We start from the raw sequence: 26692 nt of genomic DNA on the forward strand, positions 1-26692 counted from the left end.
GAAGGGCAAGATCATGCACCATAGAAACTCCGCGTGGCCGCAGCTTGCGCGCCCGTTGATCGCGATGGGCGCGGTGATAATTGCCCTTCTGGCCGCCGGTTGGGGGCTGTTTTTCGGCGTGGTTCTGCCGGGCAATTACCTGCTGCCCGGCGGCGGCGTGTTCAGCACTGGTCTTGCGATCACCGCCTTCACCCTCGGGCTGCGTCACGGGTTCGACCCCGACCATATCGCCGCCATCGACAATGTAACCCGCAAACTGATGGGCGACGGCGGGCGTCCGGTCTCTGTCGGCTTCTGGTTCGCCCTCGGCCATTCCTCGGTGGTGATCGTGACCGTCGCACTGCTGGCGGCAGGTCTCAGCGTGCTGGCGCGCGAGTTGTCGGTCGAAGGCTCGAGCTTCACCACCGCCGCGGGGATCTGGGGGCTGACGGTCTCGAGCCTCTTTCTGGTGCTCATCGGGTTGATCAATCTGACCTCGCTGGCGGCGATCTGGAAAATCTTTCGCGGTATGCGGCAGGGGCGCGCGCCCGACACCGACCGCATTGACGACGCTTTGGCCAAACGCGGTCTGCTGGCGCGGCTTCTTGGCCCGATCTCGCGCCGCGTGGATGCCCCGTGGAAGATGTTTCCGGTCGGCGTGCTCTTTGGCCTTGGTTTTGACACCGCCACCACCATCGCACTGTTTGCCATCGGCGGCACCGCCGCCCTGACCGCGCCGTGGTATGTGGTGCTGGTGCTGCCGATCCTGTTCACCGCCGGCATCACCTTGGTCGACACGCTTAACGGGGTGGTGATGCAGCGCGCCTATGCCTGGGCCTATGCGGCGCCGCTGCGGCGGATTTATTACAACTTTATCATCACCTTGATCTCGGTCGCCGTAGCCTTTCTGGTCGGCGGCCTCGGTCTGTTGTCACTGACCGCGCAGCTGTTGGGCAGCGAGGGCGGCGCGCTTGGCTGGATCGCGGGGCTGGAGTTTGAAAATCTGGGCTATCTGATCGTCGGGGTGCTGGTGCTGACATGGCTCGCCGCGGTCGGCTATTGGAAACTCGCGCGGCTCGAGACGCGCTTTGGCGATGGCGACGCCAGCCCCTAGGCCAACCCGCGCGCGGTCACCTGCCGCGCGCTGCAGGCTCACGGATCTTCACCTTCGCTTGAAAAACCCGATCAGTGTTTGCACTGCCCGAGTTTCCACCTACATTCCAAGTCATCGCCGGACCCTGCCGTCCGGCACCGAATTCTGTGCAAGGAAGATATCCCATGACCCTACAACACTCTGGCTCATCAAGGACCATTGCCATGGCACGGCCCGCCCAGAACGGGATGGCATTGCGCTGGCTGCAGACCTTTGCTTTGGTGCTCTTTGTTGTCGCTCTGGCGCTGCCGGCCATGGCGCAAAACCGGCCCGTCAGCTTTGCCGATCTCGCCGAAGAGGTCAGCCCCGCGGTGGTCAATATCACCACTTCGACCACCGTCGCCACGCAGATGGATCCGAATCGTCCGCGGCTGCCCGATGGCGCGCCCTTCGAGGATTTCTTTGAGGACTTCTTCAACCGTGACGGCCAGCGCCAACCGCGCCCGCGGCAAAGTCAGGCGCTCGGCTCGGGCTTTGTGATCTCGGCCGACGGCTATATCGTCACCAACAATCACGTGATTGAAGGCGCTGATGAAATCGAGATCGAGTTCTTCGGCGGCGAGCGCTTTGACGCGACCCTGATCGGCACCGATCCGGCCACCGATATCGCCCTACTGAAAGTTGAAACCGATACCTCGCTGCCCTTCGTTGAGTTCGGCGATAGCGAGGTAGCCCGCGTTGGCGATTGGGTGCTGGCAGTCGGCAACCCGCTGGGGCAAGGCTTCTCGGTCTCGGCAGGGATCATCTCGGCCCGTGGCCGCGCGCTGCAGGGCAATTACGATGATTACATCCAGACCGACGCGGCGATCAACCGCGGCAACTCGGGCGGGCCGCTGTTCAATATGGACGGTGAGGTCGTCGGCGTGAACACCGCGATCCTCTCGCCCACCGGCGGCTCGATCGGGATCGGCTTTGCGATGTCCTCGCATGTGGTCGAGCGGGTGGTGTTCCAGCTGCAGGAATACGGCGAGACCCGTCGCGGCTGGCTGGGTGTGCGCATTCAGGATGTGACCGAGGATGTCGCGGATTCGCTGGCGCTGGCCGAGGCGCGCGGCGCTCTGGTCACCGAGGTGATGGACGGCCCGTCGCGCGTCGCTGGCATGCAGTCGGGCGATGTGATCACCCGCTTTGACGGCGGCAATGTCGCCGACACCCGCGATCTGGTGCGCCGTGTGGCCGATGCCGGTATTGGCCGCGAGGTCGAGGTTGTGGTGTTCCGTGACGGCGGTGAAGAGACGCTGTTTGTCACTTTGGGACAGCGCGACGAAGACCAGTTGACCGCCTCCAGCCAGGCGCCGGAAGCGCCGGAACTCGTGCTGGGCATGAACCTGACAGAGTTGACTGACCAGATGCGCAACGACATGGGGCTGGCCGCTGGCTTGACCGGGGTTCTGGTGCGCAGTGTCGAGACTGGCTCGGATGCCGAGAGCAAGGGCGTGCGCGCTGGTGACGTGATCACCGAAGCGGGGCAGGAACCGGTCGCCTCGGTCGAGGATGTCGAGGCGCAACTGCAAGCCGCCCGCGATGCCGGACGCCGCACGCTGCTGCTGATGGTGCGCTCCAGCGGTGACCCGCGGTTCGTGGCGCTGGCGATCGAGTAACACCCTCAGGGATAACGACAAAAGGCCGGAGCATCGCTCCGGCCTTTTTGATTTGGGCCGTTCACCTAGCAGATCAAAGGATCGCGCCTGACAGTGGAACAGAGTTGCACGGGTGAATTTCAGTTTTGGACCCTCACGGCTCTCACCGCCCGAAACCAAGCGCAAAGGGCCGCGCCTGACCCTGGGTGGGCGCACTGTCCTCGCTGCCATGCGTTGCCCTTCAAAGCATCTACGTCGGATGAGCAATAACGAGCATCACCATTGCGCCCTCCCGTGGGGAGGGTCGGGCGCGCCCCGGGGTGCCCCCGGGCCCAACAGTAGAACGATGTTGCGCGGATGAATTTCGGCCTTTGCAACCCAACGGCTCTCAACGCTCGCAACCAAGCGCAAAGGGCCGCGCCCGACCCTGGGTGGGCGCGTGCTCGGGTTCCACGGCGCGAGGCGCTTAAAAGCATTGATCTGGGGTGCGCTGTGAAGGGCATCGCCTGTGCGCCCTCCCATGGGGAGGGTCGGGCGCGACCCGGAGGTGCCCGCAGGGCCTGACAGTGGAATGGAGCTTATCGCCTCATTCGCACCAAAAGGCCGCTAAAGCACCAATGACAGCGCGCAGTGATCCGAGACCGCGGGGCGCTCGATCACCTCGAACTTCACCACCGGGCGGTTAACCAGCATGTAATCCGCAAAGCGCTCGGGCTTGCGGTAGTGATGCGTGCGCGTCCCCGCATAGCCGTGTTCGGTGACCAACTCGCGCAGGCCCAGCGCCCGCAGGATATCCAGCGTTTCGCTACCCCGCCCGACGTTGAAATCCCCGCAGAGCACCAGCGCCTCACCGGCCCCGGCCAACCCGCTTGCCATCTGCGCAAACCGCTCTGCCTGCGCGCGGCGCTCGGGCGTGTCGTGTTTGCCCGCCAGATCGCGCAGCCCGTGCATATGCAGCACATTGACCACCCGCTCGGCGCGGTGGTCATAGACCCGCACCCCATGCGCCATGCGCGAGCGCGGATGCGCCCCGTAGCCCTGCGGTGAGAAGTCCTTATGCACGAAGCCCTGCACCTGCCCGATCACCGTCAGCGCCGGGCTGACCAACGTCGCCAGACCCCATTGCGAGAGCACCGGTGTGTCGCCGTCCCAAAGCTCGCCCTGCGCTGCCGGACAGAACATCGCCCAATGATCAGGCAGCGCCGCGCGGACCTCGTCATAGAGCCGCGCGCGCTGCGGCAAGATGTGGTCGCCGTCGCGGTAGGTCAGCCAGTCTGATTGGGTGTCAGGCGTATGCACAACCTCCTGAAGACACAGGATATCCGGCGCGGCGCTGTGCAAATAGGGCAGCAGTTGATCATGCAGTTTGCCGCCCCAGCCGTTCAGACAAAGTATATGCATCACCCGCCCCCGCGTTCGCCGTTAACCGCGCCGCACCACCGCACCCAGCGCCTGCAATTGATCGTCGACAAAACCGCGTTCGCTGGCGCTCAACCGCTGGTGACGCGGATAGAGCGGGTCGGCGCGGTCATCACGCAGCGGCGTGTCCCAACCATCGGTGGTGGCGAAAAACGCCAGCGCTCCGGCCTCGCCGAATTCGCGCAGATAGCCTTGAGTGACCACATCAAGATAGCTGAGCAGGATCGGCGCACGCTCTTGCGGGTAGACCATGCTCTCGGGCGGCACCGCGTAGATCTGCGCCGCCACCGGATGCGGCGCTTCGGCCTGCAGACCTGCGTCAATCACATGCCGCAGATAGCCCTCTTCGCGCAGATCCAGCGCCGCCCAATCCGCGCCCGGAACCAAGGCCACCAGCCCGTCAATCTCGGAGCCCGCGCAGGGCACGCCGGTCAGAAACGGCACCATACGCCCCTGCGTATGCCGCCACGCCCGCCGCCAGCCTTTGAGCCGCGCGCGATGCGCCGTGGCATAGCTATGGGTGTCGCGGTTCACCAAGGAACCGTAGCCGAAAAAGAACGGGTCGCTGCTTTGCATGTTGCGCCTTCATTTGCCTGCGCTGTGGGACTGCCTCTGTCCTGCCGAAACCTGCGCAAAACCGCAAGGCCACACAGGCGGCCCGCAGGGGACTTGCCTTTTCGCCGCGCGGCCTGTTATCCATTTGGCGTTGAACATGGGAGAATCTGCGCCAGCCCAAAGCCACGCGCAGTGCCGAAGGAGCAACCGCCCCGGTAAACTCTCAGGCACCAAGGACCGTGTTCGAGCAAAGACTCTGGAGAGTGGCGCCCAGCGCCCGCCGAAGGGATAACGATCTCAGGCGCCCGCAAGGGCAGGGACAGAGGGGGCACCGAATTGTCGCATTCGCGGCGGTGCTTTGCGTCGGCCTGCCGACCACTAAGGGGAGGGTCACATGACAGACCTTAAACGAACGCCACTTTACGATCTGCATCGCGAGATGGGCGCCAAACTGGTGCCTTTCGCGGGCTATGAAATGCCGGTGCAATATCCGATGGGCGTGATGGGCGAACACCAGCACACACGCAGCAAGGCGGGGCTGTTCGACGTCTCGCATATGGGGCAGGTGATCCTGCGCGGTGAGGGCGCGGCCGAGGCGCTGGAAACGCTGGTGCCGGTGGATGTGGTCGGCCTCAAACCCGGTCGCCAGCGCTACGCGATGTTCACCAATGAGGGCGGCGGCATTCTGGATGATTTCATGGTCGCCAATCGCGGCGATCACTTGCTGTTGGTGGTCAATGCCGCTTGCAAAGACGCCGATATCGCCCATCTGCAAAAGCATCTCTCAGGCGTCGAGCCGGTCACCGACCGCGCCTTGATCGCCCTGCAAGGCCCGCAGGCCGAGGAAGCACTGGCGCGACTGGTGTCCTCGGTCACGGATCTGAAGTTCATGGATTTCGTCAGCGCCGAATGGAACGGGGCGGAATTGTGGATTTCGCGCTCGGGCTATACCGGCGAAGACGGGTTCGAGGTCTCGATCCCCGAGCTGCGCGCCGAGGAGTTCACCCGCCTGCTGCTGGAAATGGACGAGGTCATGCCGATCGGCCTCGGTGCCCGCGACTCGCTGCGGCTTGAGGCGGGGCTGTGCCTTTACGGCAATGACATCGGCCCCGAGATCACGCCCATTGAGGCCGGTCTGAACTGGGCGATCCCGAAGGTGCGCCGCACCGGTGGCGACCGCGAAGGCGGCTTCCCCGGTGCCGCGCGCATCCTTGATGAATTGGCCAATGGCGCCAGTCGCAAACGCGTTGGCTTGCGCCCCGAATCCCGCGCGCCGATGCGCGACGGCACGCCGCTGTTTGCTCATGAGGCCGATGCCGATCCCATCGGCGCCGTCACCTCTGGCGGCTTTGGCCCCAGCGTTGGCATGCCGATCTCGATGGGCTATGTGCCGCCCCAGCTGGCCACCGCCGGCACCCAAATCTGGGGCGAAGTGCGCGGCAAACGTCTGCCGGTGCAGATCACCCCGATGCCTTTCCGTCCTTCCACTTATCGTAAATGAGGCCCCAACTATGAAATATACCGAAGAACACGAATGGCTGCGCATTGACGGCGACCTTGTGGTGGTCGGCATCTCGGAACACGCCGCCGAACAACTCGGCGATGTGGTCTTTGTCGAACTGCCCGAGCTGGAAACCCAAGTCGCGCGCGGTGACGAAATCTGCGTGATCGAATCGGTCAAAGCGGCCTCGGATATTCTGGCCCCGCTGGATGGCGAGATCGTCGAGGTCAATGACGCGCTGATCGACAACCCCAGTCTGGTCAACGCCGATGCCACCGGCGACGCGTGGTTCTTCAAAATGAAGATCGACGATATGGGCGCGCTCGACGAATTCATGACCGAGGATGAATATAAAGACTTCATCAGCTGACATGGCCGTCCGGTCCATCGTGCCCAATCTTCCGGCCCGCGACCCCGCCGCGCTGGCGCTGTTCTATCAGCAGGTCTTCGGCTTGGACGTGGTGCACGATATGGGCTGGATCACCTTTCTAGGCGGTCCGGCCCAAGCCAGCGCGCGGCTGCAACTGGCCACGCAGGGCGGGTCGGACACGCCCCTGCCCGCCGCGTCGATCCTTGTCGATGACCTCGACGCGGCGCTGCAAAATCTGCGCGCTCTGGGCCATGCGCCGGTCTACGGGCCGGTCACCGAGGCTTGGGGCATCCGCCGCTTCTTTCTGCGCGACCCAGACGGCAATCTGATCAATGTTGCCGCGCATTCCGATCACACCTCCGATCCCTCCGATGCCTGACGCCATGTCGCATCGCCCCATATAACCAGAGGCTGTCATGCATTTCACACCGACCGATTATAACCCTTATGACTTCGCCAACCGCCGCCACATCGGCCCCTCGCCCGCCGAGATGTCCGAGATGCTGCAGGCCGTCGGCGCCGAGAGCCTTGATGCGCTGATTGACGAGACCGTGCCGCCCTCGATCCGGCAGGACCGCCCGTTGTCATGGGGGCCACTCTCCGAGGGTGAGTTGCTGGCGAAAATGCGTGAGGTGGCCGATAAAAACACGGTGATGACCTCGCTGATCGGCCAAGGCTATTACGGCACCATCACCCCGCCAACGATCCAGCGCAATATTCTGGAAAATCCGGCGTGGTATACCGCCTATACGCCCTATCAGCCCGAGATCGCGCAGGGGCGGCTTGAGGCGCTGTTGAACTTCCAGACCATGGTCGCCGATCTGACCGGCCTGCCAATGGCCAATGCCTCGCTGTTGGACGAATCCACCGCCTGCGCAGAGGCAATGGCGATGGCGCAGCGGATTTCGAAATCCAAGGCGAACGGGTTTTTCATCGACGAGAACTGCCACCCGCAGAATATCGCCGTGGTTAAAACCCGCGCCGAGCCGATGGGCATCGAGATCATCATCGGCAAACCCGAGGATCTCGATCCCAGTCAAGTGTTCGGCGCGCTGTTCCAATATCCCGGCACCTACGGCGAGATCCATGATTTCACCGACACGATCACCGCGCTGCACGAGCATAAGGCGCTGGCGATCATGGCCACCGACCTGCTGGCGCTCTGCATGATCAAAGAGCCCGGCGCGATGGGCGCCGATATCGCGGTTGGCTCGGCCCAGCGCTTCGGCGTGCCCTTGGGCTACGGCGGCCCGCACGCGGGCTTTATGTCTTGCGCCGACCAGCACAAACGCCAGATGCCGGGGCGGATTGTCGGGGTCTCGATCGACTCGCGCGGCAATCAGGCCTACCGCCTCGCGCTGCAAACCCGCGAGCAGCATATCCGCCGCGAGAAAGCCACCTCGAACGTCTGCACCGCGCAGGCACTCTTGGCGGTGATGGCCTCGATGTATGCGGTGTTCCACGGCCCGCAGGGGCTGCGCGCGATTGCCGAGCGCGTGCATTCGATGACCGAACGCCTCGCACGGGCGCTCAAAGCCGCCGGTGCCAAGGTCGAGATCACCGATTTCTTCGACACGATCACCGTCGAGGTCGGTGTCGGGCAGGCCGGTATCATGGCCGCCGCGCGCCATCAGGGGCTGAACTTTCGCAAGGTCGGCACCCGCCATGTCGGTATCTCGCTGGATGAAACCTGCGACGAATCCGTGCTCCAGCGCGTGCTGGCCGCCTTTGGCATCACCGGCGTGCCGCCGCACCGTGCCCAGCGCGGTTTCGCTTCGGACCTAGCGCGGGAAAGCGCCTATCTGACGCATCCGATCTTTCATATGAACCGCGCCGAATCCGAGATGATGCGCTATATGCGCCGCCTCTCCGACCGCGATCTGGCCCTCGACCGGGCGATGATCCCGCTCGGTTCCTGCACAATGAAGCTGAACGCCGCCGCCGAGATGATGCCGATCTCTTGGCCCAAATTCGCCACGCTGCATCCCTTCTGCCCGCCCGAGCAGGCGGCGGGCTATGCCGAGATGCTCGAAGACCTCAGCGCGAAACTCTGCGAGTTGACCGGCTATGACGCAATGTCGATGCAGCCCAACTCCGGCGCGCAGGGCGAATATGCGGGGCTTCTGACGATCAAAGCCTACCACAAGTCGCGCGGCGATGAGGCCCGTGACATCTGCCTGATCCCGATGTCGGCGCATGGCACCAATCCGGCCTCGGCGCAGATGGCCGGGCTCAAGGTGGTGGCGGTGAAATCCGCGCCCAACGGTGATATCGACGTCGAAGATTTCCGCGACAAAGCCGCCACCGCCGGTGACCGCCTCGCCGCTTGTATGATCACCTACCCCTCGACCCACGGCGTGTTCGAAGAAACCGTGCGCGAGGTCTGCAAGATCACCCACGAGTTCGGCGGTCAGGTCTATATCGACGGCGCCAATATGAACGCCATGGTCGGGCTGGTGAAACCCGGTGAGATCGGTGGCGACGTCAGCCACCTGAACCTGCACAAGACCTTCGCCATCCCGCATGGCGGCGGCGGGCCGGGCATGGGGCCAATCGGCGTCGGCGCGCATCTCGCGCCCTTCCTGCCCGGCCACCCCGAAACCGGCGGCTCCGAGGGTCCGGTCTCGGCGGCGCCCTACGGTTCGGCGTCGATCTTGCTGATCTCATGGGCCTATTGCCTGATGATGGGCGGCGAGGGGCTGACGCAGGCGACCCGCGTGGCGATCCTAAACGCCAACTATATCGCCTCACGCCTGCGCGGCGCCTATCAGGTGCTGTTCATCGGCAACCGTGGCCGCGTGGCGCATGAGTGCATCCTCGACACCCGCCCCTTTGCCGAGTCTGGCGTCACCGTCGACGATATCGCCAAACGCCTGATGGACTGCGGCTTTCACGCACCGACGATGAGCTTCCCTGTCCCCGGCACGCTGATGGTCGAACCCACAGAATCCGAGACCAAGGCCGAGATCGACCGTTTCATCACCGCGCTCTTGACCATCCGCGAGGAAATCAAAGCGGTTGAAGCGGGTGAGATCAGCGCCGAGGACAGCCCGCTGCGCCACGCGCCCCACACGGTCGAAGACCTCGTCGCCGATTGGAATCGCGCCTATAGCCGCGAACAGGGTTGCTTCCCGCCGGGCTCATTCCGGGTCGACAAATACTGGCCGCCGGTGGGCCGTGTCGACAACGTCTGGGGCGACCGTAACCTCTCCTGCGTCTGCCCGCCAATGTCGGATTACGCCTAACCCACAGCAGGGGCGCCGCACCAAAACCCGGCGCCCCTCATCTGTCCATAAATATCCTGGGGGTGAGCAGCAAAGCTGCGAGGGGGCAACGCCCCCTTCTTGCATGGGTCGCAGCATGCATCGCCCCCTTCCCTCTTGCCCGCAGCTTGGCTAAACAGCGGCAAAGGCGAATTCTCGCTATTTGCCCCCGATACGCTGCCAGAACCGCCGCCCTATACGCCGCCGAGGATCACCGCATGAGCATGGATAAGACTTTCAACGCCGCCGAAGCCGAGGCCCGCATTGCCGCCGCCTGGCAGGAAACCGGAGCCTTCCGCGCCGGCAAACATGTGGGTAACGCCGAGACCCGCAGCTTCAGCATCATGATCCCGCCGCCGAATGTCACCGGTAGCCTGCATATGGGCCATGCGTTCAACAACACCCTGCAGGATATCCTCGTGCGCTGGCACCGGATGCGCGGCTTTGACACGCTCTGGCAGCCGGGGCAGGACCACGCCGGTATCGCAACCCAGATGGTGGTCGAGCGCGAGTTGGCCAAAGACCCCGCCAATCCAAAACGCCGCGATATGACCCGCGAGGATTTCACCGCGAAAATCTGGGAGTGGAAGGCGCAATCGGGCGATACGATCATCGGCCAGTTGCAGCGTCTGGGCTGCTCCTTGGATTGGGACCGCAACGCCTTCACCATGTCCGGCGCTCCCTCGGCCCCTGCCGGTGAAGAAGGCAATTTCCACGACGCGGTGATCAAGGTTTTCGTCGATCTCTACAACAAGGGCCTGATCTACCGTGGCCAGCGGCTGGTCAATTGGGATCCGCATTTCGAGACCGCAATCTCCGATCTCGAGGTCGAGAATACCGAGGTCGACGGCCATATGTGGCACTTCAAGTACCCGCTCGCCGGGGGTGCCAGCTATGAATATGTCGAGCGCGACGAGGACGGCAATGTCACCCTGCGCGAGACCCGCAATTACATTTCGATCGCCACCACCCGCCCCGAGACCATGCTCGGCGACGGCGCGGTTGCGGTGCACCCCGATGATGAACGCTACAAGCCCATTGTCGGCATGCTTTGCGAAATCCCCGTCGGCCCGAAAGAACACCGCCGGTTGATCCCGATCATCACCGATGAATACCCCGATCCCGACTTCGGCTCGGGTGCGGTGAAGATCACCGGCGCGCATGATTTCAACGACTACGCGGTTGCCCAGCGCAACAATATCCCGCTCTATAACCTGATGGACACCAAGGCGCGGATGCGCACGGATGGCCTCAGCTATGAAGACAGCGCGCAGATCGCCAAGGCAATTGCCGAGGGCCGCACCGATCCGAAATCCGTCGATGTGACCACCATCAACCTCGTCCCCGAAGAGCTGCGCGGCCTCGACCGGTTCGACGCCCGCAAAGCGGTGATCGAGGCGATCAACACCGAGGCGCTGGCGGTCACTGTGTTGACGAAATCCATCGACCCCGAAACCAATGCCGAGCATCTGGAACTCAAACCGCTGGTCGAAAACAAGAAGATCATGCAGCCCTTCGGCGACCGCTCGAAAGTCGTCATCGAGCCCTTCCTGACCGACCAATGGTTTGTCGACGCCGAGAAAATCGTCGGCCCCGCGCTCGATGTGGTGCGTGACGGCACGGTCAAGATCATGCCGGAGTCGGGTGAGAAAACCTACTACCACTGGCTGGAAAACATCGAGCCCTGGTGCATCTCGCGCCAACTCTGGTGGGGGCATCAGATTCCGGTTTGGTATGATGAAGAGGGCAAGCAGTATTGCGCCGCGAGCGAGGCCGAAGCACAGGAGCAAGCCCCCGGCAAGACCCTGCGCCGCGACCCCGACGTCCTCGACACATGGTTTTCCTCCGGCCTCTGGCCCATCGGCACGCTGGGCTGGCCCGAGCAAACCCCCGAGTTGCAGAAATACTTCCCCACCGACGTGCTCGTCACCGGCCAAGACATCCTGTTCTTCTGGGTCGCCCGCATGATGATGATGCAGCTTGCCGTGGTCGGGGAAATCCCCTTCCACACCGTCTATCTGCACGGCCTTGTGCGCGACGCCAAGGGCAAGAAAATGTCGAAATCCTTGGGCAATGTCGTTGATCCCTTGGAGATCATCGACGAATTCGGCACCGATGCGCTGCGCTTTACCAATGCCGCGATGGCCTCGCTGGGTGGCGTGTTGAAAATGGACACCCAGCGGATCACCGGCTACCGCAATTTCACCACCAAACTGTGGAACGCCGCCCGTTTCGCCGAGATGAACGGCGTCTTCGAGGGGGCGCCGGTCAATGGCGTGCCAACCCCTGAGGCGACGCTCAACCGCTGGATCATCGGCGCCACCGCCCGCACCCGCATCGCGGTGGATGAGGCGCTCGCCGCCTACCGCTTCAACGACGCCGCGCAGACGCTTTATGCCTTTGTCTGGGGCAAGGTCTGCGACTGGTATGTCGAATTCTCCAAGCCGATGTTCGACGGTGACGCGGCCGATGAAACCCGCGCCACCATGCGCTGGGTGCTGGATCAATGCCTGATCATGCTGCACCCGATCATGCCCTTCATCACCGAGGAACTCTGGGAGGTCACCGGCACCCGCGACACAATGCTGGTGCACGCCGAATGGCCCAGCTACGGCGAAGAGATCATCGACGCCGAGGCCGACCGCGAGATCAACTGGGTGATCCATCTGATCGAAGCGGTGCGCTCGTCACGCCAGCAAATGCGCGTGCCGGCGGGACTGAAACTGCCGATGCTGGCGCTCAACCAGAACGCCGCGGCGAAATCCGCTTTTGCCAACAACCAAACGATGATCGAACGCCTCGCGCGGATCGACGGGCTGACCGAAGCGCCCGCGCTGCCCAAAGGCGCGCTCACCGTCGCGGTCGAGGGCGCCAGCTACGCGCTGCCGCTCGACGGCGTCATCGACATCGAGGCCGAAACCGCGCGGCTGGGCAAGGCGATGGAGAAATTGACCAAGGAAATGGGCAGCCTGAAGGGGCGGCTCAACAATCCCAATTTCACCGCCAAAGCCGGTGACGAGGTGGTCGCCGACACCCGCGCGCAGCTGGCCGAGAAAGAAGACGAGGCCGCCCGCCTTGGCGACGCCATCGCCAAACTGGAAGCGATGGCCTAAGCCGCCGCAACCCAGCGCAGATCCCCAAGGCTCCCGACCTCGCATCGGGAGCCTTTTTTCATGCCAACGACCCATCGCCAAAAGAAAAACGCAGGAAAGGTTCCCCCTCCCTGCGTCTTCATCTTGCTGAAAATACTCACCTTACGCAGGTGTCACCCGTCGCGACGGCCACCACCGGCTTTGCGCCGCTGGCCACCCGCCCCGCCACCGGGGCCACGGCGGCGCTGCTTGTTGCCGCCGAATTCCTCGGCATAGGCCGGATGCAGCCCCGCTTTCTTGGCTTTGCCGCCACCGCCGGGCTTGCCCGATTTCGCCGTCACCGCGCCTTTGCGCGACGCCGGACGTCCGCGCCCACCGGTTTGTTTGCGAGCCTCGGCACGGGCCTCTTCGGCCATCGCGCGCGGCCATTCCTCGCCACCGATCACTTCGATCTTCTGGCGCAACAAGGTCTCAATGGCACGCAGATCACCAACCTCGGCAGGGGCGCAAAACGCCACCGCGCGCCCGTCACGACCCGCACGCGCCGTGCGGCCGATCCGGTGGATGTAGTTTTCCGGCACATTCGGCAGATCAAGGTTATAGACATGGCGCACCAGCGGAATATCCAGCCCCCGCGCCGCCACATCGGTGGCCACCAGAACCTTGGTCTCGCCACTGCGGAAGGCCGCCAACGCGCGCTCACGCTGGCCTTGGCTCTTGTTGCCGTGGATCGAAGCCACTTCAAAGCCCCAGGAGGCCAGCAGACGCGAAAGCTTCTCGGCCCCGTGTTTGGTGCGCGAGAATACCAGCGCCAATTCCTCGGGATGCTCGCGCAGATAGCTTTCCAAGAGCTTGGGCTTATCGCCCTGCGCCACATAATGCACCGCTTGCTCGACCTTATCGGCGGCCTTGCCCGAGGGCGAGACCTGCACCTTGACCGGGTGGTTCAGGAAGGTTTCGGCGATCTCGTTCATCTGCGACGACATCGTTGCCGAGAACAGCAGCGTTTGCCGCTCTTCGGGCAGGTAGCGCGAGATTTTGCGCAGCGCGTGCACGAAGCCGAGGTCGAGCATCTGGTCGGCCTCGTCAAGCACCAGCATCCGCACTTGGTTCAAGGTCACCGCGCGGCGCTCAAGCAAGTCAATCAGCCGCCCCGGCGTCGCCACCAGAATATCGCAGCCGCGTGCCAGCCGGTCGGACTGCCGGTTCAGCGAGGCACCGCCCACCACTTTCACAACGCTGGTTTGCAAGCCGTTGGTCAAGGTGGTCAGCGAATCCGCGATCTGGTTCACCAGTTCACGGGTCGGCGCAAGGATCAACGCGCGGGCGGTTTTCGGATCGGGTTTGCCCGCGTCATCCAGCGCATGCACAATCGGCAGGCCAAAGGCGAGGGTCTTGCCGGTGCCGGTCTGCGCCAGTCCAAGCAGGTCGCGGCCTTCCATCACGGCGGGAATCGAGCGCGCCTGAATCGGTGTCGGTGCGGTGAGCCCCATGCGTTCGAGCGCGCGGGGAAGGCTTGGAATCAATCCAAGCATCGAAAAATCGGTCATACATGTCCTTTCGGGAGACAGTGAGACATGTACGGCTCGGAATTGGCGGTCCATGTCAGGGCCCGGGCAAAATCGCACAGCGGACCAAGTTGACGCCAATGCGCGCAATTTCGGGGGAAGTCAAGCCTCCGCGCGGTTACGTTGCGTTGATTGGCAGCTTTTGCTTGATATTTTTCCGAATCATGGCAGTATTCCCTTGTGACAACCGACTATTCTGCGTCCGCCCGCCTCTTTAAGGCAGCCCGCACGACCTAGATTTGGCTGCACGGCCCCAACGGCAATCTCGCCAGAGGGTAATTAGAGAAGAGGATACGGATATGGCCACCGGCACCGTAAAATGGTTCAACTCCACCAAAGGCTACGGCTTCATCGCACCCGATGGCGGTGGCAAGGACGTGTTCGTCCACATTTCCGCGGTCGAGCGTGCGGGTCTGACCGGCCTGCAGGACAACCAGAAGATTGAATTCGACCTGCAGTCGGGCCGCGATGGCCGCGCCTCGGCCAGCGAGCTGAAACTGCTGTGATCACAGGCTGATCGCGCCCTGCGGTGCATCTGACAGATTTGAACCCCGCCGGACCGCCGGTGGGGTTTTTTAATCTGCGGCGTTCTGCGCCAAGATCGCTTCGACTCGCTCTGCCACTGGCGCTTTGGGCAATGTGATCACAGTGAACCCCTGCGCCGGATAAAATGTGCAGAGCCGCTCGTATTCCGCAACCGCCGCCGCAAACCCGTGCCGCCGCGCCGCATCCTGCTGATAGATCTCCGGCCAAGGCGGGGCCATGAACACCAGCGGATCAAATATGGCCAGCGCTTCGGCGCCATCCGGCACCTCCGCCCCGCAATGCTGCAAGGCGGCCATCGCATCGCCCAGACCGCGATCAAAGAACACCCATTCATTGGCGTCTTCCACCGCAGTAAGATCAGCCAGCGCCAGATCAAACGCCCGCCGCGCAAATCCCTGCGGATTAACCCAAGGCAAAGCACGCCCCTCGCCGGCCAGTTCCTCCGCAACAATCCGCCGCCCGGGTTCCTCAACGGTGGCATAGCCGCGCGCTGCCAGCGCAAGCAACAGGGTCGATTTCCCGCCGCCCGAACAGCCCGAAATGATCGTCAGGCGTGTCCCTGTCACTCCACCCCCAGCGCCGCGCGCACCGCAGGCGTCCAGCCCAGATGCATCTCGCCACCCGCATGGATCACCGGCCGTTTCATCAATGCCGGATACGCGACCAACAGATCCCCGGGCGCCCGCGCGCGCTCCTCTTCGGACAACCCGCGCCATGTCGCCGACGCCTTATTCAGCGCCTTTTCGGGAAACGCCGCCAGCAACCCGCCAATCTCGGCCGCGTTCAACGGCTCTTGGCGCACATCCCGCAGCACCGCCCCCGGCAAAGCCTTCAACGCCTTGCGGCAGGTGTCGCAATTGCGCAGCCCCCAAATCTCGATCGTCATCTCTTCTTTTGCTCCTCTATCCACACTGCGATGACCGCCAGCGCAGCCACCAAAATCAATCCCCAGACCGCCAGCGCGACCCAGCCGCGGTAACCTGCCAGAACACCGGCAATCACATCGCCCCACAGCACCACCGCAAGCAACGCAACGGCCACGCAAGGCCCGATGATCCGCCTGATCCTCACACCCCGCCTCCCCGCGCCCGCCGCGCGCAATCGCGCAATCGCGCATTTGCATCCCCGCAGCCCGCAGGCTAAACCGCGCGCAACCAGACAGGAGCCCGCTATGATCCTCTATCCCGCCATCGACCTCAAGGACGGCAATTGCGTCCGCCTCTACAAAGGCGAGATGGAACAGGCCACGGTGTTCAGTGACAACCCCGCTGCACAGGCAAGCGCCTTTGCCGATCAAGGTGCCGAATGGCTGCATCTGGTTGATCTGAACGGCGCTTTTGCCGGCGCGCCGGTCAATGCCGCGGCGGTCGAGGCGATCCTCGCTGCGGTCAGTATCCCCTGCCAATTGGGTGGCGGCATCCGCGATATGGCGACGATCGAGGCCTGGCTCGACAAGGGCCTGCGCCGGGTGATCCTTGGCACCGTTGCGGTGGAAAACCCGCAGCTGGTCAAAGACGCCGCCCGCGCTTTCCCCGGCCAAGTCGCGGTCGGCATCGACGCGCGCAATGGCCGCGTGGCGACCAAAGGTTGGGCCGAGGACACCGAGGTTGAAATGACCGATCTCGCCAAAGCCTTCGAGGACGCCGGTGTCGCCGCAATCATCTACACCGATATCGACCGCGACGGCGCCATGCAGGGCCCGAATGTCGAAACCACCGCCGCACTGGCCCGCGCTACCAGCATTCCGGTGATCGCCTCGGGCGGGGTATCTTCGCTTGAGGATCTGATCGCCCTGCGCGATTGCGGCGCGCCCCTGAATGGTGCGATTTCGGGCCGTGCGCTCTATGACGGCAAGCTCGATCTGGCCGAGGCGCTCAAAACCCTCAAAGCCTGACCCAATCATCTGTCCAAAAATATCCACGGGGGTTCCAAGGGGGCGCGTGCGCCCCTTTGGGCGGGTGCAGGGTGGCAACCCGCACTGGACGAGGGGGTTCGATGCCCCCGAGGCCCGCCCCAGCAACACCCCGTCAGGGCCTCATGACGCCGACGACACCCCGCCCAAACCATCCAATACCAGCGTCGTTGCCAGTTCCGCATAGTCTTCACGGGTGACCGGCCCGCCGTCTTTGAACCACATATAGACCCAGTTCATCATCCCGAATATGGACATGGTGACCGGCATCACCAGACGCGGTTCCAGATCCGGGCGCAGCAAGGGAATGATACGGCTAAAACAGCGCACAATGCGCCGTTCAATCGCCAGAAGTTCGGCGCGCAGAGCCTCGGGCAGGGTGGCGGTGCCGTTCAATTGCACCTTATGGGTGTCATCCGCACCACGGTAATTCTCCAGCACCGCGCCGACCAATACGCGCAGCCGGGCGCGAGGCTCAAGCGCCGGATCATCCGCCCCCTCTACCGCCATCACCAGATCCTCCAGATGACTGCGGATAATATCGAAAATCAGCGCGTCCTTGCTGGCGTAATAGTGATAAAGCAGCGCTTTTGACACGCCCGCCTGCGCCGCGATCTGCGCCATCGAGGCTTTGTCCATCCCCTGTTCAGCCAGAACACGCGCGGCGTTTTGCAAGATGGCGCGCTGTTTGTCTTCGAAATCAGCGGCGCGGGTGCGGGCCATAGCAGGATCTCCGGTCTCATGAGGCAGGGGGCCTTGCCCCCTCGCAGCCAAGCTGCTCACCCCCAGGATATTTAGGGCATAAAGTGGGTTAAAGCTTTGTGCGGTTGTCCACCACTCGCTTGGCCTTACCCTCCGAGCGCGCGGCGCCGCCGGGGTCATGCACGGTGATCTTGGTCGAGACCCCGACCACCGATTTGATGTGATGCGCCAGTTCTTTTGCCGAGGCCTCACGCGCAGCGCTCTCGGCGGCGGCCATCGTGGCTTCGACATGCACGCACATACTGTCCATCCGGCCGGTGTTCAGCAGTTCGATCTGGAAATGCGGCGCGAGACCGGCGCATTTGAGGATCTGCTCCTCGATCTGGGTCGGAAACACATTCACCCCGCGCAGGATGATCATATCATCCGAGCGGCCGGTGATCTTCTCCATCCGCCGCATGCTGCGCGCGGTGCCGGGCAGCAGGCGCGTCAGGTCGCGGGTGCGGTAGCGCACCATCGGCAGCCCCTCTTTGGTCAGCGTGGTAAACACCAGCTCGCCCAATTCGCCGTCAGGCAACACCGCGCCGGTTTCGGGGTCGATGATCTCGGGATAGAAGTGATCCTCCCAGATATGCAGCCCGTCTTTGGTTTCGACGCATTCATTGGCCACGCCCGGCCCCATGATCTCGGACAGCCCATAGATATCCACCGCGTGCATATCAAACGCCTCTTCGATCTCGCGGCGCATCGCATTGGTCCAAGGTTCGGCGCCGAAAATCCCCACTTTCAGCGAACTGGCCCGCGGATCAAGCCCGCGGCGGTTATACTCATCGAGAACCGAGAGCATATAGCTTGGTGTCACCATGATGATCCGCGGTTTGAAATCATCAATCAGCGTCACCTGCCGTTCGGTCATCCCGCCCGAGATCGGCACCACCGTGCAACCCAGCCGCTCGGCCCCGTAATGCGCGCCCAGCCCGCCGGTGAACAGCCCGTAGCCATAGGCGTTGTGCAGCATATCGCCGGGCCGCCCACCCGAGGCGCGGATCGAGCGCGCCATGACATCGGCCCAGACATCAATATCATGCTTCGTATAGCCGACCACGGTCGGCTTACCGGTGGTCCCTGACGAGCCATGCACCCGCACCAGATCGCGCTGCGGCACGGCAAACATGCCAAACGGATAGGTGTCGCGCAGGTCGGCCTTGGTGGTGAAGGGAAACTTCGCCAGATCCGCCAGCGTCATCAGATCATCCGGCGTCACCCCGTGCTCGTCAAAGCGCTGCTTGTAGAACGGCGAATTCGCATAGGCATGGCGCAATGAGCGTTTCATCCGGTGGAATTGCAGCGCCGCAATCTCGTCGCGCGAGGCGGTTTCAATCGGATCAAGATCACCGGGCCGTGGGGAAAGATCGTCCATGAGTCACTCCGATTGGGCTGGGGGCAGATGGGTGCCTTTGACGGTGCGCGAATGGCCACGGAATTCGGCGATGATCTCGCCGTTCTGGTTGGCAACCCGCACATCATAAATCCCGCCGCGCCCCTTTCGCCATTGCTCGCGCGCGCTGGCGGTCAATATGTCACCGGCAAAGGCAGGCGCGAGGAAACTGACACTGGCCATCTGCGCCACGGTGCGCTGGTTGTAGGTGTTGCAGGCAAAGGCAAAAGCGCTATCGGCAAGGGTGAAAATATAGCCGCCGTGGCAGGTCTTGTGGCCGTTGGTCATCTCGGGGCGCACCTGCATGGTCATCACCGCGCGCCCCGGCGCCACATCCGAGAGGCTCATGCCCAGGTGCTGGCTTGCGCTGTCGCCGTCCCACATCGCTTGGCTGCTGGCATTGGCAAGCTCTTGCGGGGTCATTTGCCTTTGAACTCCGGCGTGCGCTTGTCAAAGAAGGCGATCACCCCTTCGGCGTAATCCTCAGAGCGTCCGGCAATCCTCTGGTTGTCGCGCTCGACATCCAGTTGCGCGTCAAAACTGTTGGTCGCCGCCGCCTGGATCGACATTTTGGTCAATCCCAGCCCCCGCGTCGGGCCGCTGGCGAATGTCGCCGCCTGCGCCCGCGCCACGGCCATCAGCTCCGCGTCCTCGACCGCCTTCCAGATCAGCCCCCATGCCTCGGCCTGTTCCGCGCCCAAAGGTTCGGCGGTCAGCGCCAGCCCCTTGGCGCGCGCCTCGCCCAATAGGCGCGAGAGCGACCAAGAGCCGCCCGCGTCAGGTGACAGGCCGATCTTCGAGAATGCCTGAATAAACCGCGCGGATTTCGCCGCAAACACAATGTCACAAGCCAGCGCGATATTCGCCCCGGCCCCCGCTGCCACCCCGTTGACCGCCGCGATCACCGGCTTTTCCAGCGCGCGGATCAACCGCAGGGTCGGGTTATAAAACGTCTCGAGCGTGTGGCCCAGATCCGGCGGGCCGTCCATTTTGCGCGGATCGCGGTCGCCCAGATCCTGCCCCGCGCAAAACCCGCGACCGGCACCGGTGAGCAGCACGCAGCGAACCTCGGCCTCGTCATGGGCGCGCTGAAACGCGGCGCGCAGGGCCAGATGCATCTCGTCATTGAACGCATTCAACCGCTCGGGCCGGTTCAAGGTGATCTCCAACACGCCTTCAGACAAAGTTAGCAATATGCTGTCAGAATCGCTCATCGGGTCCACCGGCTGGAGAATACGGATTTCACGATTCCATAGGCTGACCGGTCAGTCAACGAATATTGGCACAAGACCCTTGCCACACGTATAGGTTGCAATCATTATGAATGGCAACCTGAGCGTGCTGACCCTTGAGGCGAGCGATCCTGATGACACCGCCAGATGCCAGTTCTCACATCGCGAGCCTCCCGGTTGCAGGACGGGTGCGAACCCCTGCTCAGATCCTCCAGCTGCGCGCGCCTCCATTGCCCCTATGGAAGCGCGCTTTTGATCTTTGGACCGCGGCGATGATCACCCCTTTTGTGGTGCCATTGATCGGGGTCTTTGCGCTGGTGATGCTGATTACCGAGGGGCGCCCGGTGTTTTATGGCGCAGAACGGATGAGGACCCCGCGCAACAGCTTCACCCTGTGGAAATTCCGCAGCATGCGCCCTGACCCCGATGACTGGGGCGTGTCGGGCACCGATAAACAACACCGGATCACCCGTTTTGGCGGCTGGTTACGACGGCGGCGTCTGGATGAACTGCCGCAGCTTTGGAACCTCTGGCGCGGCGATATCTCGGTGGTTGGCCCGCGCCCGCCAGATCGCCGCTATGTCGAGAAATATCCCGAGATCTACGCCCAAGTGCTGCAAACCCGCCCCGGTCTGACCGGCCTTGCCACCGTGGCCTATGGGCGCCATGAGGAAATGCTGCTGGCCCGTGTCAGCACCGCCGAGGAGACCGAGGCGCTTTACTGCCGTGCATGCGTGCCGCGCAAAGCGCATATCGACCTGATTTATCAGCGCAACCGCAGCCTCTGGCTTGATCTGGGGATCGTGCGCCGCACCTTGTTTCCCAAACGCCGCGCATCACCACAGCGTCAATTGCGTCGAGGCTTCCGGCGCGCTTTCGGGATCGCCCAGCGTCGATAGGGTGACGCCGATCAGCCTGATGCCCTTGGCGGTGGGAAATAATGGCTCAAAAAGGGCAAAAGCCAGCTCCTCGATCTCGGCGAGATCAGCAAAGGGCACCGAGAGGGTGCGGCTGCGGGTGATCTGCTGGAAATCGGCGTATTTGACCTTGAGGGTCAGACTGCGGGCGTTCATCTTTTTCGCCTGCAAATGCCCCCAAACCCGCTCCGCCAGTTTCACCACCTCCAGACGTGCGGGCTCAAGTTCATTGATATCATTGAGAAAGGTATCCTCCGAGCCAATCGACTTGCGCTGCCGGTGTGGCTGCACGGGCCGCGTGTCGATGCCGCGCGAAATCCGGTGATACCAGCCGCCGGATTTGCCGAAATGCTCTTGAAGGAAGGCCAGTGGCAGTGCCCGCAGATCGGCGCCGGTATGGATGCCCAGCCGCTGCATTTTCGCCGCCGTCGCGGGGCCGACACCATGGAACTTGCCCACCGGCAACGCGGCGACGAACTCGGCGCCCTGCTCGGGGCGGATCACCGCCTGCCCGTTGGGCTTGTTCAGATCCGACGCCAGTTTCGCCAGAAACTTGCAATAGGAAATCCCCGCCGAGGCATTGAGGCCGGTGACCTCCTTGATCCGCGCGCGCACCTGTTGCGCCAATTCAGTGGCGGCGGGGATATTCTGGTGGTTCACCGTCACGTCAAGATAGGCCTCATCCAGCGACAGAGGCTCGATCAGATCGGTATGTTCGGCGAAAATCGCACGGATTTGCCCCGAGACCTCACGGTAGACATCGAACCTTGGCGGCACGAAAATCAGCGCCTCGCATTTGCGCCGCGCGGTCACCGAGGGCATCGCCGAGCGCACGCCGAATTCGCGCGCCTCATAGCTGGCCGCCGCCACCACACCGCGCGGACCGGCCCCGCCCACCGCCACCGGCTTGCCGCGCAACTCGGGATTGTCGCGCTGTTCGACCGAGGCATAGAAGGCATCCATATCGACATGGATGATCTTGCGGATGGCTGCAGGATCGGATGCGGGATCAGATCGGGGATTGGCTGGGGGCGCGGCTTTGCTCACGGGGTGCGACGGGTCCAAACAATAGGGAATATTTGGGACAATAGCAGAACATTACCCCGCGCACAGCCCCCGCACCCTCAATACACCGCCAATACATCCCCGCGCTGCCCCTCCATTGGCGTCACGCTTGCACAATGGCGCGGGATTGGGTCAACTGCTGGAAGCAAGGCCCACCCGGGCCGCGAATAGGGGCGTCAGCCCTGATTCGGCTGCCATAACAAAAAATGATCAACTGGAGGATTGACCCCTATGACCATGACCAAACTCACTGCTTTTGCGCTGACCACCGCGCTGACCGCTGGCGTCGCCTTTGCCGACGGCCATGAGGACCGCACCGGCTGGCCCGAAAGCTTCACCGTCGGCACCGCATCGCAGGGCGGCACCTATTTCGCCTATGGCTCGGGCTGGGCCAACCTTGTGGCCGATGAACTCGGCCTGACCGGCGGCGGCGAAGTCACCGGCGGCCCCATGCAGAACATGGCGCTGGTGCACACCGGCGAAGCCCAGTTCGGCATGACCACCATGGGTCCTGCGGCGGAATCGCTGGCCGGCACCAACCCGATCGCACCGGGTCTGCAGATGACCAACGCCTGCGCGATGTTCCCGATGTATCAAACCCCGTTCAGCGTCACCGCGCTTTCCTCTTCGGGGATCGCTTCGGTCGCGGATATCCCGGACGGCGCGCGCATCGGCTTTGGCCCGGCGGGCTCGACCTCGGACACCTATTTTCCGCGCATGATGGAAGAGCTGGGCGTCAACTTCGAGCGTCGCAACGGCGGCTGGACCGACCTTGGCGGCCAGTTGCAGGATGGTCTGCTGGACCTGATCGCCTTTGCCGCGGGCATCCCGATTCCGGCGGTCTCGCAGCTTGAGGTGCAAACCGATGTGAATATCATCGAGTTCACCGCAGAAGAGCAGGCGCAGATCATGGCGGCCTTCCCGGTCTCCGAGTTCAACATCCCCGCCAATACCTATAGCACGCTCGAAGCCGATGCGCGCTCGGTGTCGATGTGGAACTTCGCGATTGCCAATTGCGACCTGCCCGCCAGCTTTGTCTATGCAGTGGTCGACACCGTGATGTCGGACAACGACCGTATGGTCAGCATCCACCGCGCGGCGCAATCGACCACGCCGGACAATTGGGACAAGAACGGCGTGATGATGTGGCACCCGGGCGCGGCCCAGTGGTTCACCGAACATGCCGGCGCGGAAATTCCCGCTGACATGATCCACGGCGATATGTAATCATGGATCGGGCGGGCCCTTGGCGGCCCGCCCTTTTCAACAAGGCTCTGTATGTTTTCCCGCTCCCATATTGCCTTCGAGGCGCTCGAACTCCCCGACCGCGCCAATCTGAGTGACGCCGAGGCATTGGCCGCGGCACAGGCGGCTCTGGCCAGCCTGCGCACCCGCCATTCGGTGCGCGACTTTGCCGACACGCCGGTCCCGCGCGAGATTATCGAAACCTGCGTGCTGGCGGCAGGCACCGCGCCTTCGGGGGCGAATCACCAGCCGTGGCATTTCGTGGCAATCTCGAACCCTGCGCTCAAGCACCAGATCCGCCTCGCCTCCGAGGAAGAGGAACGCAAGTTCTACGAGGGCGGCGCGGGTGATGAATGGCTCAAGGCGCTGGAGCCGATCGGCACCAATGAAGACAAACCGCATCTCGATATCGCGCCATGGCTGATCGTGGTCTTTGCCCAGCGCTGGGGCGAATTCGATGACGGCACGCGGTTCAAGAATTACTACGTGCCCGAAAGCGTTGGCATCGCCACCGGCTTTCTGATCTGGGCGCTGCATAACGCCGGTCTCTCGGTGTTGACCCATACGCCCAATCCGATGAAATTCCTCAACGCGGCGCTGGACCGCCCGGCTTCGGAAAAGCCGGTGATGATCCTTGCGGTCGGCCATCCTGCCGAGGATGCGACCATTCCACGCGTGGCCAAGATCAAGAAACCCCTGGACCAGATTCTCAGCATCAGGGATTAAACACCATTACGCGGGGCGCGCTGACAGGCGCTTAGGACGGGTGGCTTCAAGACCACCGCCGCCCCATTTTCGACCCGACCGAATCTTCGCGAGGGTTGCACCGCTTTTCGGGGGACACCGAATGACTGACTCAACCAAGATTACGGCCGAGGCCGATCCGCTGATTGACGGCCCGGTGTTGGCCCAAGGCGTCGACGAAGAACCCGTCGAGCGCAACCGCCGCCTGTTTGCCGGCGGGCCGCTGATCTTCATCGCCACCTTCGCCACGCTCTATGCCGCTTTCCACATGCTGGCGCTCAATGGCGTCTCGATCCGCAGCTGGACCGGCGTCAACCTGCCCTATCTGCCGCAATTCCCCATGGAGACGTGGAATTTCCGCATCGTCCATATCTCGGGCGCGTTGGCGCTGGGGTTTTTGCTGTTTGCCGCGCGCTTGTTTCGCGACGAGGATGCGCCCGCCACCCCGCTGCTGAGCAAGGCCGGATATCTGCTGCTGATTCCGGTGGCGATTGCGCTCTGGACGGTGGTCAGCTTCATCCTCTTGGTGAACTCGGGCGACTTGCCGCAGATGAGCGGGCTGGCCACTTGGGCCGCCTTCCCCGGCACTGAAATTTACCAGCGCGAGATCACTTGGTTCGGCATTCCGCTGTTGATCGCCACCGGCGGCGCGATTGCGCTCGGCTGGTTCGAGAATGCCCCGCGCAAGGGCTTTGCCACCTCCGATGTCGTGCTGGCGCTCTGCGCGGTCTTGGTCGCGCTCTATCTGATCCCGATCTATTCCACCGCCGCGCGCAACTCGGTCGGCACCTCCTTCGTGCCGATTGGCGTTGCCTTCGCCGCTACTGCGGGCACCGCGCTGATCTTGGAACTCACCCGCCGTGTGGCAGGTCTGGCTCTGGTGATCATCACCGGCGTGTTTCTGGTCTATACCTTCACCGCGCATCTGCTGCCCGGCATTCTGGCGGTGCAAACCCCCTATGACTGGAAGCGGTTCTTTGGCTTTGTCTATACCGACGCCGGTATCTTGGGGCCGACCACGGCGGTGTCCTCGACCTATATCATCCTGTTCATCATCTTTGCCGCCTTCCTGCAGGCGTCGAAAGTCGGCGATTACTTTGTCAACTTCGCCTTCGCCGCCGCCGGACGCGCGCGCGGTGGGCCGGCAAAAGTGGCGATCTTTGCCTCCGGTCTAATGGGAATGATCAACGGCACTTCGGCGGGCAATGTGGTGGCGACCGGTTCGCTGACCATCCCGCTGATGAAAAAGGTCGGCTACCACAAGAAGACCGCCGGCGCGATTGAGGCCGCAGCCTCGACCGGCGGGCAGATCATGCCGCCGATCATGGGCGCGGGCGCCTTCATCATGGCCGAGATCACCGGCATTCCCTATACCGACATCGCGATTGCCGCGATCATTCCGGCGGTGCTCTATTTCGCCTCGATCTACTTTATGGTTGATCTTGAGGCCGCCAAACTCGGCATGCGCGGGATGCGCGATGACGAGCTTCCCGTGCTCAAGAAAATGCTGCGGCAGGTCTATCTGTTCATCCCGATTATCATCCTGATTGCGGCCCTGTTCATGGGCTATTCGGTGATCCGCGCGGGCACTCTCGCCACCGTCGCCGCGGTGGTGGTCAGCTGGCTCACGCCGCACCGGATGAATATCGCCTCGATCCTCAAAGCCTTCGAGCTCGCAGGCATCATGTCGATCCAGATCATCGCGGTCTGCGCCTGTGCCGGTATCATCGTCGGTGTGATCTCGCTGACCGGCGTTGGCGCGCGGTTTTCCTCGATGCTCCTGGGCATTGCCGAAGCCTCGCAGCTCTTGGCGCTGTTCTTCGCCATGTGTATCGCGATCCTTCTGGGGATGGGCATGCCGACCACGGCGGCCTATGCGGTTGCCGCCTCGGTGGTCGCGCCGGGTCTGGTGAACCTCGGCATTCCGCCCCTGACCGCGCATTTCTTCGTGTTCTACTTCGCGGTGGTCTCGGCGATCACCCCGCCGGTGGCGCTGGCCAGTTACGCGGCGGCGGGGATATCGGGCGCCAACCCGATGGAGACTTCGGTCGCCTCTTTCAAGATCGGCATCTCGGCCTTCGTCGTGCCGTTCATGTTCTTTTACAACAGCGCGATCCTGATGGACGGCACATGGTTTGAAATCATCCGCGCCACGATCACCGCGCTGATCGGCGTGTTCCTGCTTTCGGCCGGTGTGCAGGGCTGGTTCATCGGCAGTCGCGCGGCGTGGTTCATCCGCGCGGCGCTGGTGGTCGCGGCGCTGTTCATGATCGCGGGCAGCTGGACCACCGATGCGATCGGTCTGGTGGCAGTCGTCGCGATCTACTTCGTGCAAAAGCTGTTCCAGCCGCCCGCCGATGCCGGTTTCGACGTCCGCGGCGCTGACTAAAACCATTCGCCAAACACTCAAA

Annotated in this window: 24 protein-coding genes and 1 riboswitch; of the genes, 13 read left to right on the top strand and 11 right to left on the bottom strand. The window is 63.2% G+C overall.

Annotated features, from left to right (window positions below):
• Positions 1 to 13: 13 nt before the first annotated feature.
• Entirely contained in the window at positions 14 to 1093 is a 1080-nt protein-coding gene (locus tag DDE20_RS07825; protein ID WP_116557935.1) for a HoxN/HupN/NixA family nickel/cobalt transporter, read from the top strand.
• 203 nt (positions 1094 to 1296) lie between these two features.
• The gene (locus DDE20_RS07830) at positions 1297 to 2733 is read left to right on the top strand and encodes a Do family serine endopeptidase (RefSeq protein ID WP_116557936.1); all 1437 of its coding nucleotides are present in this window, start codon (positions 1297 to 1299) and stop codon (positions 2731 to 2733) included.
• 585 nt (positions 2734 to 3318) lie between these two features.
• On the opposite strand, the gene DDE20_RS07835 is transcribed toward DDE20_RS07830, so the two are convergent.
• Together DDE20_RS07835 and DDE20_RS07840 are read right to left on the bottom strand one after the other, a co-directional pair.
• The gene (locus DDE20_RS07835) at positions 3319 to 4113 is read right to left on the bottom strand and encodes an endonuclease/exonuclease/phosphatase family protein (protein ID WP_116557937.1); all 795 of its coding nucleotides are present in this window, start codon (positions 4111 to 4113) and stop codon (positions 3319 to 3321) included.
• Positions 4114 to 4134: 21 nt separating this feature from the next.
• Positions 4135 to 4707, bottom strand: a complete 573-nt coding sequence (locus DDE20_RS07840) for a gamma-glutamylcyclotransferase family protein (RefSeq protein WP_116557938.1) — start codon at positions 4705 to 4707, stop codon at positions 4135 to 4137.
• A 127-nt stretch (positions 4708 to 4834) separates the two neighbouring features.
• Positions 4835 to 4936: riboswitch (glycine riboswitch) on the top strand.
• A gap of 144 nt (positions 4937 to 5080) precedes the next feature.
• Between DDE20_RS07840 and gcvT the strand changes: the two genes are divergently transcribed.
• From gcvT to DDE20_RS07865, 5 genes are all read left to right on the top strand, one after another.
• Positions 5081 to 6187 (top strand): glycine cleavage system aminomethyltransferase GcvT, encoded by a 1107-nt coding sequence (gcvT, locus tag DDE20_RS07845; RefSeq protein WP_116557939.1) that lies wholly within the window; start codon positions 5081 to 5083, stop codon positions 6185 to 6187.
• A 10-nt stretch (positions 6188 to 6197) separates the two neighbouring features.
• A complete protein-coding gene (gene gcvH / locus DDE20_RS07850; protein WP_116557940.1) occupies positions 6198 to 6557 on the top strand; it encodes a glycine cleavage system protein GcvH in 360 nt (119 codons plus the stop codon).
• Position 6558: 1 nt separating this feature from the next.
• Positions 6559 to 6936 (top strand): VOC family protein, encoded by a 378-nt coding sequence (locus DDE20_RS07855; RefSeq protein WP_116557941.1) that lies wholly within the window; start codon positions 6559 to 6561, stop codon positions 6934 to 6936.
• Between the two features lie 37 nt (positions 6937 to 6973).
• Positions 6974 to 9802: an aminomethyl-transferring glycine dehydrogenase gene (gcvP, locus tag DDE20_RS07860; RefSeq protein WP_116557942.1), complete on the top strand. Its 2829-nt coding sequence runs from the start codon at positions 6974 to 6976 to the stop codon at positions 9800 to 9802.
• A gap of 236 nt (positions 9803 to 10038) precedes the next feature.
• Positions 10039 to 12933 carry a valine--tRNA ligase gene (locus tag DDE20_RS07865; protein ID WP_116557943.1) on the top strand — a complete coding sequence of 965 codons (2895 nt, stop codon included), beginning with the start codon at positions 10039 to 10041 and terminating at the stop codon, positions 12931 to 12933.
• 152 nt (positions 12934 to 13085) lie between these two features.
• On the opposite strand, the gene DDE20_RS07870 is transcribed toward DDE20_RS07865, so the two are convergent.
• On the bottom strand, positions 13086 to 14462 hold the full coding sequence (locus tag DDE20_RS07870) for a DEAD/DEAH box helicase (RefSeq protein ID WP_116557944.1): 1377 nt from the start codon (positions 14460 to 14462) through the stop codon (positions 13086 to 13088).
• A gap of 317 nt (positions 14463 to 14779) precedes the next feature.
• Between DDE20_RS07870 and DDE20_RS07875 the strand changes: the two genes are divergently transcribed.
• Entirely contained in the window at positions 14780 to 14986 is a 207-nt protein-coding gene (locus tag DDE20_RS07875) for a cold-shock protein (protein WP_116557945.1), read from the top strand.
• Between the two features lie 69 nt (positions 14987 to 15055).
• Here DDE20_RS07875 and DDE20_RS07880 read toward each other — a convergent pair whose 3' ends face one another.
• Genes DDE20_RS07880 through DDE20_RS18990 form a run of 3 tightly spaced genes read right to left on the bottom strand, consistent with a single transcriptional unit; the run spans position 15056 to position 16067 of the window.
• Positions 15056 to 15592 carry an AAA family ATPase gene (locus tag DDE20_RS07880; RefSeq protein ID WP_116557946.1) on the bottom strand — a complete coding sequence of 179 codons (537 nt, stop codon included), beginning with the start codon at positions 15590 to 15592 and terminating at the stop codon, positions 15056 to 15058.
• A complete protein-coding gene (locus tag DDE20_RS07885) occupies positions 15589 to 15906 on the bottom strand; it encodes an arsenate reductase family protein (RefSeq protein ID WP_116558340.1) in 318 nt (105 codons plus the stop codon). Before DDE20_RS07885 ends, DDE20_RS07880 begins: the two co-directional genes overlap by 4 nt.
• Before the next feature lie 2 nt (positions 15907 to 15908).
• Positions 15909 to 16067, bottom strand: coding sequence for a hypothetical protein (locus DDE20_RS18990; RefSeq protein ID WP_165814458.1), 159 nt, complete (start codon positions 16065 to 16067; stop codon positions 15909 to 15911).
• Between the two features lie 130 nt (positions 16068 to 16197).
• On the opposite strand from DDE20_RS18990, the gene hisA reads away from it, so the two are divergent.
• Positions 16198 to 16920: a 1-(5-phosphoribosyl)-5-[(5-phosphoribosylamino)methylideneamino]imidazole-4-carboxamide isomerase gene (gene hisA, locus DDE20_RS07895; protein WP_116557948.1), complete on the top strand. Its 723-nt coding sequence runs from the start codon at positions 16198 to 16200 to the stop codon at positions 16918 to 16920.
• A 141-nt stretch (positions 16921 to 17061) separates the two neighbouring features.
• Here the strand turns inward: hisA and DDE20_RS07900 are convergent, their stop codons facing one another.
• From DDE20_RS07900 to paaG, 4 genes are all read right to left on the bottom strand, one after another.
• Positions 17062 to 17661, bottom strand: a complete 600-nt coding sequence (locus tag DDE20_RS07900) for a TetR-type transcription factor C-terminal domain-containing protein (protein WP_116557949.1) — start codon at positions 17659 to 17661, stop codon at positions 17062 to 17064.
• Between the two features lie 88 nt (positions 17662 to 17749).
• A complete protein-coding gene (gene paaK / locus DDE20_RS07905) occupies positions 17750 to 19060 on the bottom strand; it encodes a phenylacetate--CoA ligase PaaK (RefSeq protein ID WP_116557950.1) in 1311 nt (436 codons plus the stop codon).
• Positions 19061 to 19063: 3 nt separating this feature from the next.
• Positions 19064 to 19501 (bottom strand): hydroxyphenylacetyl-CoA thioesterase PaaI, encoded by a 438-nt coding sequence (gene paaI, locus DDE20_RS07910; protein ID WP_116557951.1) that lies wholly within the window; start codon positions 19499 to 19501, stop codon positions 19064 to 19066.
• Entirely contained in the window at positions 19498 to 20292 is a 795-nt protein-coding gene (gene paaG / locus DDE20_RS07915) for a 2-(1,2-epoxy-1,2-dihydrophenyl)acetyl-CoA isomerase PaaG (RefSeq protein WP_116557952.1), read from the bottom strand. Before paaG ends, paaI begins: the two co-directional genes overlap by 4 nt.
• Before the next feature lie 206 nt (positions 20293 to 20498).
• Between paaG and DDE20_RS07920 the strand changes: the two genes are divergently transcribed.
• The gene (locus tag DDE20_RS07920) at positions 20499 to 21209 is read left to right on the top strand and encodes a sugar transferase (protein ID WP_338066510.1); all 711 of its coding nucleotides are present in this window, start codon (positions 20499 to 20501) and stop codon (positions 21207 to 21209) included.
• Here the strand turns inward: DDE20_RS07920 and dinB are convergent.
• Positions 21147 to 22274 carry a DNA polymerase IV gene (gene dinB / locus DDE20_RS07925; protein WP_240607916.1) on the bottom strand — a complete coding sequence of 376 codons (1128 nt, stop codon included), beginning with the start codon at positions 22272 to 22274 and terminating at the stop codon, positions 21147 to 21149. The two genes, DDE20_RS07920 and dinB, sit on opposite strands and share 63 nt — an antisense overlap.
• 249 nt (positions 22275 to 22523) lie before the next feature.
• Here dinB and DDE20_RS07930 point away from each other — a divergent pair, with 249 nt between their 5' ends.
• From DDE20_RS07930 to DDE20_RS07940, 3 genes are all read left to right on the top strand, one after another.
• Positions 22524 to 23519: a TAXI family TRAP transporter solute-binding subunit gene (locus DDE20_RS07930; RefSeq protein WP_116557955.1), complete on the top strand. Its 996-nt coding sequence runs from the start codon at positions 22524 to 22526 to the stop codon at positions 23517 to 23519.
• 51 nt (positions 23520 to 23570) lie between these two features.
• On the top strand, positions 23571 to 24263 hold the full coding sequence (locus tag DDE20_RS07935) for a nitroreductase family protein (RefSeq protein ID WP_116557956.1): 693 nt from the start codon (positions 23571 to 23573) through the stop codon (positions 24261 to 24263).
• 121 nt (positions 24264 to 24384) lie between these two features.
• Positions 24385 to 26670: a TRAP transporter permease gene (locus DDE20_RS07940; protein ID WP_116557957.1), complete on the top strand. Its 2286-nt coding sequence runs from the start codon at positions 24385 to 24387 to the stop codon at positions 26668 to 26670.
• Positions 26671 to 26692 lie beyond the last annotated feature (22 nt).

The organism is Pararhodobacter oceanensis (genome assembly GCF_003076755.1).
In the GTDB taxonomy this organism is placed as follows: Bacteria; Pseudomonadota; Alphaproteobacteria; order Rhodobacterales; family Rhodobacteraceae; genus Pararhodobacter; species Pararhodobacter oceanensis.

What these genes read in the sequence shown, in the direction of transcription:
- DDE20_RS07825 (WP_116557935.1), top strand. Translation starts at nt 14, where the DNA reads ATGCACCATAGAAACTCCGCGTGGCCGCAGCTTGCGCGCCCGTTGATC.
- DDE20_RS07830 (WP_116557936.1), top strand. Translation starts at nt 1,297, where the DNA reads ATGGCACGGCCCGCCCAGAACGGGATGGCATTGCGCTGGCTGCAGACC.
- DDE20_RS07835 (WP_116557937.1), bottom strand. Translation starts at nt 4,113, where the DNA reads ATGCATATACTTTGTCTGAACGGCTGGGGCGGCAAACTGCATGATCAA.
- DDE20_RS07840 (WP_116557938.1), bottom strand. Translation starts at nt 4,707, where the DNA reads ATGCAAAGCAGCGACCCGTTCTTTTTCGGCTACGGTTCCTTGGTGAAC.
- gcvT (WP_116557939.1), top strand. Translation starts at nt 5,081, where the DNA reads ATGACAGACCTTAAACGAACGCCACTTTACGATCTGCATCGCGAGATG.
- gcvH (WP_116557940.1), top strand. Translation starts at nt 6,198, where the DNA reads ATGAAATATACCGAAGAACACGAATGGCTGCGCATTGACGGCGACCTT.
- DDE20_RS07855 (WP_116557941.1), top strand. Translation starts at nt 6,559, where the DNA reads ATGGCCGTCCGGTCCATCGTGCCCAATCTTCCGGCCCGCGACCCCGCC.
- gcvP (WP_116557942.1), top strand. Translation starts at nt 6,974, where the DNA reads ATGCATTTCACACCGACCGATTATAACCCTTATGACTTCGCCAACCGC.
- DDE20_RS07865 (WP_116557943.1), top strand. Translation starts at nt 10,039, where the DNA reads ATGAGCATGGATAAGACTTTCAACGCCGCCGAAGCCGAGGCCCGCATT.
- DDE20_RS07870 (WP_116557944.1), bottom strand. Translation starts at nt 14,462, where the DNA reads ATGACCGATTTTTCGATGCTTGGATTGATTCCAAGCCTTCCCCGCGCG.
- DDE20_RS07875 (WP_116557945.1), top strand. Translation starts at nt 14,780, where the DNA reads ATGGCCACCGGCACCGTAAAATGGTTCAACTCCACCAAAGGCTACGGC.
- hisA (WP_116557948.1), top strand. Translation starts at nt 16,198, where the DNA reads ATGATCCTCTATCCCGCCATCGACCTCAAGGACGGCAATTGCGTCCGC.
- DDE20_RS07900 (WP_116557949.1), bottom strand. Translation starts at nt 17,661, where the DNA reads ATGGCCCGCACCCGCGCCGCTGATTTCGAAGACAAACAGCGCGCCATC.
- paaK (WP_116557950.1), bottom strand. Translation starts at nt 19,060, where the DNA reads ATGGACGATCTTTCCCCACGGCCCGGTGATCTTGATCCGATTGAAACC.
- paaI (WP_116557951.1), bottom strand. Translation starts at nt 19,501, where the DNA reads ATGACCCCGCAAGAGCTTGCCAATGCCAGCAGCCAAGCGATGTGGGAC.
- paaG (WP_116557952.1), bottom strand. Translation starts at nt 20,292, where the DNA reads ATGAGCGATTCTGACAGCATATTGCTAACTTTGTCTGAAGGCGTGTTG.
- DDE20_RS07930 (WP_116557955.1), top strand. Translation starts at nt 22,524, where the DNA reads ATGACCATGACCAAACTCACTGCTTTTGCGCTGACCACCGCGCTGACC.
- DDE20_RS07935 (WP_116557956.1), top strand. Translation starts at nt 23,571, where the DNA reads ATGTTTTCCCGCTCCCATATTGCCTTCGAGGCGCTCGAACTCCCCGAC.
- DDE20_RS07940 (WP_116557957.1), top strand. Translation starts at nt 24,385, where the DNA reads ATGACTGACTCAACCAAGATTACGGCCGAGGCCGATCCGCTGATTGAC.